We start from the raw sequence: 13,565 nt of genomic DNA, 5'->3' as shown, positions 1-13,565 counted from the left end.
TGAGCGTGTCGTAGTGTTCGACGCGTCGTCAACTCTCATATACGCGGGTTGGTTACCGCAGGACGGACTGTTTCGGCTGGAGTGGATCGCAAGTCTATGAGTCGAGCGTGATCCCAACGCGCAGTTGAGGATTGCTCATAGGCGGCTAGCGGGTCACTCCCAGACGCTCGGCCACATCCCACGTCGTCGTCGACCGTTCATTCCGGACATCTATCCCGACGCAGATCGCTACTTCGGCGTCGGAGCTTCAGTCATTCCTCGAGCGTGGCCAACGACCAGCACCAGCCGGCCAGCTCTCGTGCGATCCCGGCATTGGCGACCACCGCACGTTTACCGCGTTCGTCGAAATGTTCCCACCGTGCGTGCAGGCACCGGTTCGCTTGATGCCCTCGCGCTTTGGCTTTGGGAGTCGACGCCTTCCACCGTGCCACCAGTTCACGCCCCGGCCGATACGGCTTGCGATGATGCCAGGCAGCCTCGACCAGCAGTCGGCGTACGTGAGCATTGCCGGTTTTGCTGACACCGCCCTGCGACCGGGATTCACCGGAAGAATGCTCGGTCGGGATCAACCCGACGAACGCACCGATCGAGCGGCCGGTCAACCGGTCCCACTCACCGATCTCCGTCGCCAGACCGAACGCTGTCAACGTCGCCACCCCACGAAGGCACCCCAGCCGGGTCACCACCGGAGTGAACGACGAATGCGCAGCCATGTCCGATGGCGGTATCGAGACGATTCCGGCGTTCGGTGGTGGCGATGACGGTGTCGTAGGTGATCTGCAGTGCACGTGAATCAAACCGCTGGCGACGTAACCACAGATCGTGGGCTGCGGTCCAGGGTTTGCCGCCGCTGTAGATGATCCCTTGACGCAGCAGCACATGTGTCAGGCGATGCTGTGCGGACACCAGATCGCCGCGGCAGTCCTCCCTCGCTCGCACCAGATCACGAGCGGACTCCTGCTCGGTACTCGGAATCAGAACCGGCACAATAGAACTTAAATGAAGCAACCGGGCCAAATGCCGGGCATCACGGGCATCGGTCTTGATGCGGTCACCAGGGGGACGCTGAATTCTCGACGGTGCCGCCACCACACAATCGACACCGGCGGCCAACAGAAAACGGGCCAGACCGAAACCGGTCGGGCCCGCCTCGTAGACGACATGCACCAATCCTGGCAGCGAACGAATCCACTCCAGGATTTCTTTGTGATCAGGCGACATGCGACGCTCGAACAACTCGCCCGTCTCGCCATCCAAACCGCACGCCACCACCGATCGTGCGTGCACATCCAAACCAACACTCGTACGATGATTCTTCACTGGGGCCTCCCACATCTGTGGCTCTACCGGCCAGGACCCACTCCTGTCGGCAACCCACGCTTACATGCGGAGGGGCCCCAGCCAAGACCTCCATACCGTCTACAGCCCCAGATCCCGGCCGATCAGTTCCTTCATGATTTCGTTCGATCCGGCCCAGATCTTGGTCACGCGAGCGTCTTTCCACGCGCGGGCGGCGCGGTATTCGTTCATGAAGCCGTAGCCGCCGTGCAGCTGGACGCAGTGGTCGAGGATTTCGTTCTGCACCTGCGAGCTCCACCACTTGGCCTTGGCTGCATCGATGGCCGTCAGCTCGCCCTGGCCGTGGGCGACGATGCAGTTGTCGATGTATGCCTGTGCCACATCGAGTTTGGTGACGAGCTCGGCGAGCAGAAACTTGTTCCACTGCAGCGAGCCGATCTGCTGACCGAATGCCTTGCGGTCCTTGGCGTACTGCAGCGTCTCTTCGAGAATGGGCCGTACGTGTCCGAGGTTGGCCACCGAGCAGCTGATGCGTTCCTGGGGGAGCAGCTGCATCATGTGGATGAAGCCGCCGTCGAATTCGCCGATCATGTTGGCGCTGGGTACTCGCACGTTCTCGAAGAACAGTTCCGCGGTGTCGGATTCGGGCTGGCCGACCTTGTCGAGTTTGCGGCCGCGGGTGAATCCTTCGGTTCCGTTCTCGACGGCGAACAGCGTGATGCCCTTCGCCTTCTTCTCGGGCGTGGTGCGCGTGGCGACGATGACGAGGTCGGCGGAATTACCGTTGGTGATGAACGTCTTCGAGCCGTTGATGATGAAGTCGTCGCCGTCCTTGACGGCGGTGGTCTTCAGCGCGGCGAGGTCCGAGCCGCCGGAAGGTTCCGTCATGGCGATGGCGGTGAGGATCTCGCCGCTGCAGAACCCGGGCAGCCAGCGCTTCTTCTGCTCCTCGGTGGTGAGCTTGACGAGGTAGGGCGCGACGATGTCGACGTGGATACCGAAGCACGACGCCACCGCGGCACTCGAGCGAGCGAGTTCCTCACCGAGGACGGCGTTGAATCGGTAGTCCTCGGCTCCGCTGCCGCCGTATTCCTCGGGTACTTCGAGGCCGAGGAATCCGTTGCGTCCTGCTTCGAGCCAGATTTCACGGTCGATGTATCGCTGTTCGACCAGCTTCTCCTCCACCGGCGTGATGGTCCTGGTGACGAACTCGCGTACCGATGCGCGGAAGTCGTCGTGGTCGGACTCGAACAGGCTGCGCTTCACTTACTTGTTCCTCTCGGTAACGGCTAATACGCGAACAATACTCGTTGGTAACAACGCCCCGGAACGCGTGTGGCACTATGCGAGGATGGCTGACGCACCTACCTCGCTCGTTCGATCGACCACTGCGGCCGGTGCCGAGGTCGCTGTCCTGACCTTCGATCACGGCCCCCTCAACCTGTTCGATCAGGCGATGTTCGACGCGGTGGCCGCGAATGTCGCCGATCTGGCCGCGAATCCGCCGCGTGCGGTGCTGCTGCGTGCCGAGGGCAAGGTCAACTCCGCGGGCGTCGACGTGCACGTGTTCGAGGGATTGTCTGCGGCCGAAGGCGCCGATCTGTGGCGTGGTTTGTTCGCCGGCATCATTCATCCGCTCGAGGCGTTGCCGTGCCCGGTGATCTACGCCGCGCACGGTTTGACGCTCACCGCGGCGTTCGAGATCTCGCTGGCCTGCGACATCGTTCTCGCCGGGCCCAAGGCCAAGTTCGGTCTGGTCGAGACCGTGGTCGGATTGACGCCGTCGATGGGCGGACCGCAGCGTTTGGCCGAGCGGGCAGGGTCGGGTCGGGCACGTGAATTCGTCATGACCGGTGATCTGTACGACGCCCAGACGTTGAAAGAGTGGGGCGTGGTCAATCAAATCCACGACGACGTCGATGCCGCGGCGCTCGCGTTGACTCACCGACTGGCCGACGGCCCTACCGTCGCCCATGCGGCGACGAAACAGATTGTGGCGGCGTGGCGTTCGGGCGGGGTGGCGCATGCGGACGAGATCACGTCGGAGGTGTCGGGCGCATTGTTCGAGACCGAGGATCTGCGCGGTGCGGTGACGAGCTTCCTCGAGGTCGGCCCGGGTAAGGCGACGTACACCGGCAAGTAGAATCGTATGAGTGAGTAACGATCAACTGGCCGAACTGCACCTGCACATCGAAGGGTCGCTCGAACCGCCGCTGATCTTCGATCTCGCCGAGCGCAACGCAATCACGCTGCCGTACAACGATATCGACGAACTGCAGGCGAAGTACGAGTTCACCGACCTGCAGTCCTTCCTCGATCTGTACTACGCGAACATGGCCGTGTTACGCACCGCCGAGGACTTCGCTGATCTGGCGCGCGCGTACTTCCGCCGCACCGCGCAGGCCGGGGTGACGCATGCGGAGATCTTTTTCGATCCACAGGCGCACACCGAGCGCGGTGTACCGCTCCAGGCCGTCGTCGAGGGATTGGCCGACGCCTGCGCGACCAGTGAGCGCGAATTCGGCGTCACCAGCGGGTTGATCGCGTCGATCCTGCGAGACAAGCCGGTGCTGCACGCCAACCAATTGCTCGACGACCTGTTGGCGATGAAGGCACCGATCATCGGCCTCGGTCTCGACTCCGCCGAGGTCGGCTACCCGCCGTCGCTGTTCGTCGACGTGTTCGCCAAGGCACGCGCCGAGGGCCTGCACGTGGTCGCCCACGCCGGTGAGGAAGGCCCGCCCGACTACATCTGGCAGGCACTGGATCTGCTGAAGGTGGAGCGCATCGATCACGGCGTCCGGTGCCTGGAAGACGAGGCGCTGGTGAACCGACTTGTCGAGGAACAGATTCCGCTCACCGTCTGCCCGTTGTCCAACGTTCGGCTCAAGGTGATCGACGACGTCGCGCAGTTGCCGCTACGGCAGATGCTCGAACGTGGGTTGTCGGTGTCGATCAATTCCGACGACCCCGCTTATTTCGGCGGGTACGTCGACGACAACTTCGTCGCGCTGGAAGAGGGCATGGGTCTGACCGCGGACGAGCGGAAGCAGTTGGCGGAGAACTCGGTTCGCGCCAGCTTTCTTTGCGACAACCTGAATCAGTTCGCCGTCACCGAGATCTTCGGGTAGCCGGTTGCTCCGTCGGGGACGGTGTCTGCAGTCTTGTTGGTCTGCAGCTCCCCGGCGGAGTTGGTAGCCCGGGCGCGGATCGCGTGCTGTCCCGTCGGCAGGTCGAGCTCGATCATCCACTGCCTCCACGTGTCCTTGGAGTACTCCTCGGACAGGGTTGCCGGCACCCAATCGCCCTCGTCCACTTGTACTTCGACGGCTTCGATGCCGGTGTGCTGATCCCAGGCGACGCCCGCGAACACGGTCTTTCCCGCGGACACGGAGCTGCCCGAGCGCGGGGTGTCGATGCGGGCAGCGGTCTTGATCGGACCGAGTACGCCCCAGCCGCGGTCGGTCCAGTATGCCGTCACCTTGTCGAATCGGGTGATCTCGATGTCGGTGACCCACTTGGTGGCCGAGACGTATCCGTACAGACCGGGGACGACGAGCCGGGCCGGGTAACCGTGCTCCACGGGTAGCGGGTCGCCGTTCATCCCGACGGCCAACAGTGCGTCCCGGCCGTCGAGCAGTACCTCGAGGGGAGTGCCTGCGGTGAAGGCGTCGCTGCTAGACGACAGGGCCATGTCGGCGTCGGGGGAGATCCCCGCTTCTTCGAGGATGTCCTTCAGTGGGTAGCCGATCCACGTCGCGTTGCCGACGAGGTCGCCGCCGACGATGTTGGACACGCACGTCAACGTGACTGTTTTCTCCACCGCCTGACGCTGCGCCAGATCGGCGAACGTCAACTCGATCTCGCGGTCCACCATGCCGTGGATCCGCAGCGACCACGTATCCGACGCCACGCGTGGCACGACCAACGCGGTGTCGATGCGGTAGAAGTCCTCGTTCGGGGTGATGTACGACGCGAGGCCGTCGATCTTCAGGTCCGCCCCCGCCGGTATCGGCGTTTGTGGCGTCGGGGTCGGGAGCATGAAGCCGAGTCGATCGGCGGTGACCGCTCGCGCCGAGGTGAGCATTCGTCCGGCGGTCCCTGCGACGACTCCGAGTACTGCGGCACCGGCGGCGAGGGTCAGAAAACTGCGTCGGTTCATCCCGTCGGTCGCCGGGGTGGCGGATCCGATGAGGGCGTGCAGCACGACGATGCCGACGATGACGCCGCCGATGGTCGGGACTGCATAGAACACCGTCGCGTCGGGTCGGGTCACCGCGGCGAGGACGCCGATTACGCCCAAGGCGGCGAACACCGCGGCCCCGATCGGTTTGCGAGCGATTCCTGCCGCGGCGGCGATAGCACCGATGACCACGGCCATACCGATGAACAGGGCGAGCTTGTCGGAGGTGCCGAACGTGTCGATGGCCCATTCACGGACCGGCGCCGGACTGTTGTCGACCGCCGAGGAGCCGACGGCGGTCAGTGGTGACGAGTTCGGTCCGATGGGGACGGCGATCAATTCGCCGACGCCGAGGACGACTCCGGCGGCGATGATGCCGGACAGCGCGCGTTTTCCTGTGCTCACCGAGTCCAATGTAAGCGAACTCGTCGTGCGCGGTATTTCGTAGCAGGGTACGAGATACCGCTCACGACAGCAGGTGGTCCAGGTAGTCGTTGCGGAACAGCTGCGTCGGGTCGAGGGAATCGCGGATGCGCAGGAAGTCGTCGAAGTGCTCGTAGGAATCACGCAGCTCGGCGCTGCCGAGAGAGTGCAGTTTGCCCCAGTGCGGCCGACCCCCGACGCTGCGGCAGATGGCTTCGACAGCGTCGAAGTACTCGCGGTGATCACGCCGGTGGTACTGGTGTACGGCGATGTAGGCCGTCGGGCGTCCATAGGCCGTGGAGAGCCAGATGTCGTCGGCGGCGGCAAATCGTACTTCGACGGGGAACGCGATGGATATCGAAGACTGCTCGAGCCAGCGATCCACCTCGCGGAGCACCCAGGCGATCTCGGAGACGGGCACGGCGTATTCCATCTCGACGAACTTGACCGTCCGCGACGACGCGAACACCCGGTACGAGCGGTCGGTGTACTCGCGAGCCGACAGCGCTCGGGCCGAGACCGCGTTCACCCTGGGAATCAACGCAGGCACTCGCGTCACCAGTCGGTTGAGGCCCTCGAAGACCGTGTTGGACAGCAGTTCGTCGTCGAGATACGAGCGCACCTTGCCCAGCGGACGCAGATCGGTGTCACCGGGCAGGCGGGTGTTGCGTTTGGTGAGCACACGATCGGTGTGCGGAAACCAATAGAACTCGAAATGGTCGACGCCGGCGACGGTGGCATCGAGGTCGCGCAGCGTCGCCGTCAGCGTCGACGGCGTCTCGACGGCCTGCAGCGCGAACGCCGCGACGCAGTTCAACGTCACACGCGTGATGACGCCGAGAGCGCCGAGACCGATGCGGGCCGCGTCGAACAGTTCGGTGTTCTCGTCTCGGGAGCACTGCACCGACTGTCCGTCCGCGGTCATCAGCTCCAGCGCGTGCACCTGGGTGGCGATGCCGCCGAACCGGGCACCGGTTCCGTGAGTGCCCGTCGAGATGGCCCCGGCGACGGACTGCTCGTCGATGTCGCCCAGATTGGTCATCGCCAGACCGAGCTCCCACAACCGCGCCGACAACTCTCGGAGTCGGATGCCGGCCAGTACCGTCACCTGGGCAGATCCGTCGTCGTCGCGTTCGACGGATTCGATACCGCTCAGCGCATCCAAGCCGATCTGGATACCGTCGGTGACGGCAATGGGAGTGAAGGAATGCCCTGCCCCGACGCAGCGCACCGGCAGAGACCGTTCGGCGGCATCGCGCAGAATCGCACGCAGCTCCTCGACCGACGAGGGCTCGGCTCGACGCGCCGGGAATGCATGTTGATTTCCCGCCCAGTTCTGCCACGACCGCTCGATCATCGAATCACTATCTCGCAGCGCGCTCCCCTGGGGCAATCCAAGGCACAGATGTCGACCGCGACCTAGTATCGGGTCATGCAATCGAGGCTGCCCGCCGACGTGCGCCGCGCACAACTGGTGCAGTCGGCAATCGACGTCGCCGAGCGGGTCGGTATCGAGTCGCTCACCGTTCGGGCGCTGTCGGAATATGCCGACGTCACCAAAGGCATCGTGCAATACCACTTCGAGACCAAGCAGGATCTGGTGATCGCGATGGGCGAGCACCTCATCGTCGACGTCACCGAGATACTGCACGCCGCGTTGGACAGCGCGGTCGGAACACACGAACTACCCGGTGTTCGGGGGCTGCGCGAGCTGGTGCACAGCGGGCTGAGCGCGGTGTGGCTGCTGATCGAGAAATCGCATGGTCGGCAGCTGTTGGCGTACGAGATCAAGACGTATCTGTTGCGGCATCGCGCACTGGGTTCGGCCACGGCCGCCGAGATCGCCAGCGGGCAGTATCGAATCCGGGATTCCGAGGCGCAGCTGTTCTTCGAGAATTGTTCCGACCACACCGGCACGCGGTGGCTCGAACCAGTGGAGTCGATCGCCCGCTTCGGGATGGCGACTCTCGACGGTTTGGTCCTGCGGTGGTTGGTCGACGGCGACGATCTCGAAGTGTTGGCCCAGATCGACGACCTGTCCGGGCTGATCGCCGCGAAGGCAGAAGATCGCTGAGTGGAAAACCGCTCGACGGGACTTCTCGGCTGCGGAGTGTTTGACTGTGTCGGCCCGGCAACGACGACGAAGGAATGTGCCGAATGAGTTCGATCGCCGGTGACACCACCACCGCTACGACCCCGCTGTCCCGCATTGTCGCAGCCACCGAGGGTCTCGAATCTCCTTCGGCAGCAGTCGATCTGACAGCTCTCGATGCCAATGCTGCAGCACTGCGCGCACGCGCGAACGGTGTACCGATCAGGATCGCCAGCAAGTCGGTGCGGTGCCGAGCCGTGTTGAATCGGGTCCTCGCGGCGCAGGGTGTATCCGGAGTGATGGCCTATTCGCTGCGCGAAGCGATCTGGTTGGCGCAGTCCGGCGTCGACGACATTCTGATGGGGTACCCGACGGTCGATCGAACAGCACTCGCCGAGGTGGTCAACGACCGCGTGCTGTCGGGACGCATCACGTTGATGGTCGACGACGTCGCGCAACTGGACCTCGTCCGAGACGCCGCTCGGAGCGACCTGCTCAAGCCCCGCATCTGTATCGACGTGGACGCATCGTTGCGGGTGGGGCCGCTGCACATCGGGGTCAGGCGCTCTCCGCTTCGGGATCCCGAGCAGGTAGCGCAGTTCGCCCGTCAGGCTCGCTCGCGGGGGTTCCGGGTGGTGGGGTTGATGTTCTACGAGGCGCAGATCGCCGGTGTTCCCGACGCCAACATCGCAGTCGAGCTGATGAAGTCGCTGTCGTCTCGCGAGATCGGTGCGCGGAGAACAGCAGTGGTGGACGCCGTGACCGCGGCGATCGGGCCGCTCGAGATCGTCAACAGCGGTGGTACCGGGTCGATCGATTTCTCTGCCGCGGATCCGGCCGTCACCGAGGTCACCGCGGGCTCCGGTCTGTTCGCGCCGACCCTGTTCGATCGGTATCGCGCGTTCTCGGCAGAACCCTCGCTGTTCTTCGCACTGCCGGTGGTGCGCAAGCCGACTCCGCGGATCGCCACCGCGTTCGGCGGCGGCTACATCGCGTCGGGCCCGGCATCCTGGTCGCGGTCACCCCGACCTGTCGGCTGGTCCAGAAGGGCAGCGGGCGTTGTCACGTCGGGCCTGAAACTGCTGCGCAACGAGGGCGCGGGGGAGGTGCAGACCCCGGTGAGCGGGGCCGAGGAGGTACGCATCGGCGATCGAATCTGGTTCCGCCACGCCAAGGCCGGGGAGTTGTGCGAGCGGTTCGACACTCTGGCTCTGGTGCATTCCGACGGATCGGTCGACGCCGTTCCCACCTACCGCGGCGAGGGTATGGCGTTCGGCTGACGTGCGTTCTCGCACAGCCGCATGAACGTGCCGAGCGTGACGAGTCCGTCCGGGGTCGACGGCAGATAGTGGGTCAGCGCGCGCGAGCGCACCAGGATCGCGGCCCACTGGCCGCGGGAGATGGCGACGTTGAGTCTGTTGCGCGACAACAGGAATCCCATTCCGCGGGGCACGTCCTCGATGGCCGACGCTGCCATGGAGATGAGGACCACGGGCGCTTGACGGCCCTGGAATTTGTCGACGGTTCCCACCGACACCTCGTCGAGCCCGGCGGCTGCGAGTTGCTCGACGATGACGGCGACCTGCGCGTTGTAGGCCGCGACCACCAGAAAGTCGGACTGCTGCATCGGGCGCGGGTCGCTGCCGTGTGCGGGGTCCACCCACGGCCGACCGAGCAACGACCGGACCCGCGTGACGATCTCGTCGGCTTCCTCGATCGAGTCGGTGGAATTGCCGTGGTGGTCCAGAAGGGCGACGTGCAGGCCCGGTTCCAGACCCGACAGCGAACGTGACTGTGTCACATCCTTGTTCGATTCGAGCTTGCCCTCGTACGACAGCGTCGACACCGGCGCGCACAGATCCGGATGCATCCGCCACGTCGTCGCCAGGAAGTAGCCGCAGTCGGCGGGCAGGGTGGCGTGCCCGGTCGTCAGCCATCCGAGGGCCGATTCGTCGACGGGCTCGGGGTGGGTGCCCTGACTGACCTGGGGGAGCTGCGCCGGGTCGCCGAGAAGCAGCAGATTGCGCGCCGATACCGAGACGGCGATGGTGTTGGCGAGGGAGAACTGACCGGCCTCGTCGACGACGAGTAGATCGAGGGAGCCGGGTGGAATTCGGCCGGGGTTGGAGAAATCCCAGGCGGTGCCGCCGATGACGCAGCCCTCGTCGGCCTCGGTGACGAAGTGCGAGTATCCGGTGATGTCCACGACGGTGTGTGCGGTCGGGGCCTTCTTGCCCACCTTCGAGGCGTCGACCCCGGCCCCGACGATGGTGTCGAGAAGGTTGTTCACCACGTGATGCGACTGGCCGACCACTCCGATCCGCCAATGATGTGTGTTCACCAGGTGTTCGATGACGCGCGCCGCCGTGTAGGTCTTCCCGGTGCCGGGCGGGCCCTGCACCGCCACGTACGAATTGTCGAGATCGAGCAGCGCGGCCGTGATCGCATGTGCGTAGTCGTTGTCGTGGACCACGGGAAGGCCGGCACCGGAACGGGTTCGAGGCGTCGAGCGCGTCAGCAGATCGGCGACGGCCGTACGCGGTAGTTCCGGCAACCCGCCGAGAACCTCGGTCGCGACGGAGACGATCGCCTGCTCGAGATGCTTGGTGTTCGGGGGCGGCTCGGGCGCGGTGGCAACCGGGAAATCGGTGTACTCCTCCACGCCCTTGCGTAGATTCTCCTGTACGACAACCACATCCAGGGTTCCCTCGTACCCGGTCTGCACGATCTCGACCGATGTGGTGGCCCGATGCGTCGGTTGCTGCTTCGTCAACCCCTCCGGCGCCGGGTTCTCGTACAGCAGCTTCACCTTCGAGCCGGACAGCACGCCGTTGCTCAGGTGCCCGACCAGTTTGACCTGACGACGCAGCACCCGTTGTCCGGGTGCAGTTTTCATCCAGTCGTGCACCAGCTCGGCGCGCTCGACCTTCAATACGTCCGCGGCGTCGGCCCATTCGTCGAGCGGATGGGTCAGGCGGTCGTAGTGGCCCCACCAGAACGGCTTGTTCTCTCGTCGGTGATATCCGATGGCACCGGCGAACAATCCGAGCGCGTGCTGCGTCGGCGTGCGATCCCACGGCAGTCCGGCGTGCTCGGCCAGTTCGAGTTCGAGTGGGGTCGCGGTGCGGTCGACGACGTCCTCGAGGTCCAGCTGCTGCGGGGACCGCGGTGCCACCCCGGCGTCCGATGCCCGATCGAGCAGCCAATCACGCAGTCGCAGTGTCGATTCGCAGTCGGTGCGGTTGTACTCGGCAATGTCGGCGAGCAGAGCTGCCGCCTCGGCGTCCTTGCCTCGGTCGCGCAGTTCGCACCAGTGCGCGTATTCGACGATCGACGCCGCCGCGTCGGTGACGTCTCCGTCACGGGCCGCGGGCATGTACAACGGTTCGAGTTTCTTGATGCTGTACGAGCGGGCACCGATCCGAACAGCCGACCGTACGACGGGGTAGAGATCCACGAGAACGTTCTCCCGCAGCAGATCGTCGACGGCGTCCTCGCCCACTCCGTACCGGCCGGCCAGCCGCAGCAGAGCCGTCTTCTCGTACGGCGCATAGTGATACACGTGCATCTTCGGATACTCGACTCGGCGGGCGGCGACGTAGTCGAGGAAGTCGATGAGCGCACGACGTTCCTGCGCGCGGTCGTGTGCCCAGAACGGCAGGAAGTCGCCGTCCGCGGTGTAGACGCCGAACAGGTACTCGAGACCCCAGTCGGACGAACCGCATTCCGCGTACAGCGGATCTCCCTCGAAGTCGAAGAAGATGTCCCCGTCGTCGGGCTCGGGAATCACCCCCAGTGCCTCGGCGTCGAAGATCTCGAATTCGGCTGCCCCGCTGCGCTCTTGGCGTACCTGCAAGGCCGCCTGCGACCGCAGGTTCTCCAGTGTCCGGGAGGACATGCCGTCCACCGGGGTACTCGACTCGGCGAGCTCGTCGATCGATGAAATACCTGCGTCCAGTAGGCGGTCCCTGGTGCTGCCGCGCATGCCGGCGACGAGCACCAGATCGCGATGCTGCTCCACCTCGGCGGTGCAGGCATCGCATTGCCCGCATCCCGAATACCGCGGATCGAACCACTCGACGACGGAGCCCTCGGCGTGATGCTCGTCGAGAATGTGCTGCAGGTGTGCTCTCGACTGCCGGTAGACCGGAAGAATGTCGGCCAGCGCGTGCGCGGAGTCGCTGCCGTCGCCGAGCATCAGATGCACCTGTTCGCTCGGAGTGATACCCCCGGCCTGCAGCGCGTCGGCGTACGCGGCCAACTGCAGCAGCGCCGGCACCTTTGCATGTCTCGACAGTTTCGTGTCGTAGACGGTGTAACGAGAACCGTCGGCTACCAAGAAGTCGCAGAAACCGAGAAATCGTCCGTCGAAGAAGGTGGCCTGATAGAGCACCGGCGTGCGTGAGGTCAGGGCGGTGAAGGTCGCCCACGCCGCGTCCGCCAGTTCCTGTGCGGTGCGGCCCGGTCGGTCCATGGTCAGGACGCCACCGGGAAAACGCTGCTCGAACGCCTCGAGTTGGCGTCGTTCGTGCTCGAATCCGAGCGTGGACGTGCGGTCGAGCATCGGATCGGCTGCGACGCTCTGCCGGGGGATCAGGCCGGATACAGCGTCCAGTCGTCGGAGCAGGCCGAATTCGCAGGACGCCGCCGCGGCGAGGTCGCTGGCGCTGTAGACGACCTGATCGCCGAGGAGGAACACAAGCGTCCACCCTAGCGACCCACGACAGCGGCACCGGTCACGTTGCGCGCGGAAGCCGGCGGGAACAGGCAAAATGATTCAATGCCTTTTTTCGACGGAGCCACCGGTGCTGTCCACTATCGAACCTGGACCGTCGCCGACGCTCGATTCGGTCTCGTTTTCCTGCACGGTCTCGGCCAGAACAGCGCCCATTACCACCGCTTCGCGCGGCTGCTGAACGAGCGTGGGGTGGACGTGTGGGCGGTCGATCACGTGGGGCACGGCCTGACCGAGGGTGAACTGACCGACGCAGCGCAGATCCCCGGTCTCGCACAGAACGCGCTGCAGTTGATCGACATCGCCGAGGCCGAGCACCCCGAACTGTCGTTCGCCCTGATGGGCCACTCGCTCGGTGCCGCGACGGCCATCGCAGCGCTGGGCGCGCATCCCGAGGCCGTCCGATGCGCAATCCTGTGCGGCACGCCCAAGTCCGTGACCGGTTCTGCCGACGACCTGTCCGACAACGTCATCCCGTTGCTGGCCGTGCACGGGGTCGACGATCGTCTGGCACCGGTCGATGCCGTGCGTGAATGGATCGGACGCGTTCCGCAGGCGAGCCTGCGCGAGTTCGAGGACGGCGGACACGATCTGCTGCACGAAAAGATTCACCAGGCCGTGACCACGGTGGTCGCCGAATTCCTCGACGACCACATGCACTGACGATGACATGCACTGACGATCACATGCACTGACGATCACATGCTGTACGACGAAGGGCCCGGCGCGATTGCGGCGGATTCTAGGGGTCCTCGCAACACCTGATGGTCAGATGCCTGTCAGTAGATCACGTAAACGCTCGGCTGGAGTTTTCCAGCCGAGCGTTTTGCGTG

9 protein-coding genes and 1 pseudogene are annotated in these 13,565 nt (G+C 64.8%); 5 read left to right on the top strand and 5 right to left on the bottom strand.

Annotated features, from left to right (window positions below):
- Window positions 1-251: 251 nt before the first annotated feature.
- A pseudogene (locus tag CH266_RS00050) lies at window positions 252-1,320 on the bottom strand (IS110 family transposase).
- A 99-nt stretch (window positions 1,321-1,419) separates the two neighbouring features.
- Entirely contained in the window at window positions 1,420-2,565 is a 1,146-nt protein-coding gene (locus CH266_RS00045) for an acyl-CoA dehydrogenase family protein (protein WP_027498008.1), read from the bottom strand.
- An 85-nt stretch (window positions 2,566-2,650) separates the two neighbouring features.
- Here CH266_RS00045 and CH266_RS00040 point away from each other — a divergent pair, with 85 nt between their 5' ends.
- Together CH266_RS00040 and CH266_RS00035 are read left to right on the top strand one after the other, a co-directional pair.
- Window positions 2,651-3,442: an enoyl-CoA hydratase/isomerase family protein gene (locus CH266_RS00040; RefSeq protein WP_094714428.1), complete on the top strand. Its 792-nt coding sequence runs from the start codon at window positions 2,651-2,653 to the stop codon at window positions 3,440-3,442.
- Between the two features lie 10 nt (window positions 3,443-3,452).
- The gene (locus CH266_RS00035; protein ID WP_094714427.1) at window positions 3,453-4,430 is read left to right on the top strand and encodes an adenosine deaminase; all 978 of its coding nucleotides are present in this window, start codon (window positions 3,453-3,455) and stop codon (window positions 4,428-4,430) included.
- On the opposite strand, the gene CH266_RS00030 is transcribed toward CH266_RS00035, so the two are convergent.
- Window positions 4,400-5,887 carry a molybdopterin-dependent oxidoreductase gene (locus tag CH266_RS00030; RefSeq protein ID WP_094714439.1) on the bottom strand — a complete coding sequence of 496 codons (1,488 nt, stop codon included), beginning with the start codon at window positions 5,885-5,887 and terminating at the stop codon, window positions 4,400-4,402. The two genes, CH266_RS00035 and CH266_RS00030, sit on opposite strands and share 31 nt — an antisense overlap.
- A gap of 61 nt (window positions 5,888-5,948) precedes the next feature.
- Complete coding sequence (locus CH266_RS00025; RefSeq protein WP_094714426.1) at window positions 5,949-7,262, bottom strand: D-arabinono-1,4-lactone oxidase; 1,314 nt, start codon at window positions 7,260-7,262, stop codon at window positions 5,949-5,951.
- A gap of 75 nt (window positions 7,263-7,337) precedes the next feature.
- Between CH266_RS00025 and CH266_RS00020 the strand changes: the two genes are divergently transcribed.
- Window positions 7,338-7,979 carry a TetR/AcrR family transcriptional regulator gene (locus CH266_RS00020; protein ID WP_027498003.1) on the top strand — a complete coding sequence of 214 codons (642 nt, stop codon included), beginning with the start codon at window positions 7,338-7,340 and terminating at the stop codon, window positions 7,977-7,979.
- Between the two features lie 83 nt (window positions 7,980-8,062).
- Window positions 8,063-9,277: an alanine racemase gene (locus CH266_RS00015; protein WP_051365244.1), complete on the top strand. Its 1,215-nt coding sequence runs from the start codon at window positions 8,063-8,065 to the stop codon at window positions 9,275-9,277.
- On the opposite strand, the gene CH266_RS00010 is transcribed toward CH266_RS00015, so the two are convergent.
- Window positions 9,247-12,696: a TM0106 family RecB-like putative nuclease gene (locus CH266_RS00010; RefSeq protein WP_094714425.1), complete on the bottom strand. Its 3,450-nt coding sequence runs from the start codon at window positions 12,694-12,696 to the stop codon at window positions 9,247-9,249. The genes CH266_RS00015 and CH266_RS00010 overlap by 31 nt on opposite strands.
- A gap of 81 nt (window positions 12,697-12,777) precedes the next feature.
- On the opposite strand from CH266_RS00010, the gene CH266_RS00005 reads away from it, so the two are divergent.
- Window positions 12,778-13,395 (top strand): alpha/beta hydrolase, encoded by a 618-nt coding sequence (locus CH266_RS00005; RefSeq protein WP_032375181.1) that lies wholly within the window; start codon window positions 12,778-12,780, stop codon window positions 13,393-13,395.
- Window positions 13,396-13,565 lie beyond the last annotated feature (170 nt).

Origin of the sequence: Rhodococcus sp. 06-1474-1B (assembly GCF_002258885.1) — a bacterium.
GTDB lineage: Bacteria > Actinomycetota > Actinomycetes > Mycobacteriales > Mycobacteriaceae > Rhodococcoides > Rhodococcoides fascians.
The sequence above is the reverse complement of the archived record's forward strand: the minus strand, read 5'-3'. Positions and strand labels throughout refer to the sequence as shown.

Coding starts and splice junctions, on each gene's coding strand:
- CH266_RS00015 (WP_051365244.1), top strand. CDS start 8,063: ATGAGTTCGATCGCCGGTGACACCACCACCGCTACGACCCCGCTGTCC.
- CH266_RS00040 (WP_094714428.1), top strand. CDS start 2,651: ATGGCTGACGCACCTACCTCGCTCGTTCGATCGACCACTGCGGCCGGT.
- CH266_RS00025 (WP_094714426.1), bottom strand. CDS start 7,262: ATGATCGAGCGGTCGTGGCAGAACTGGGCGGGAAATCAACATGCATTC.
- CH266_RS00020 (WP_027498003.1), top strand. CDS start 7,338: ATGCAATCGAGGCTGCCCGCCGACGTGCGCCGCGCACAACTGGTGCAG.
- CH266_RS00005 (WP_032375181.1), top strand. CDS start 12,778: ATGCCTTTTTTCGACGGAGCCACCGGTGCTGTCCACTATCGAACCTGG.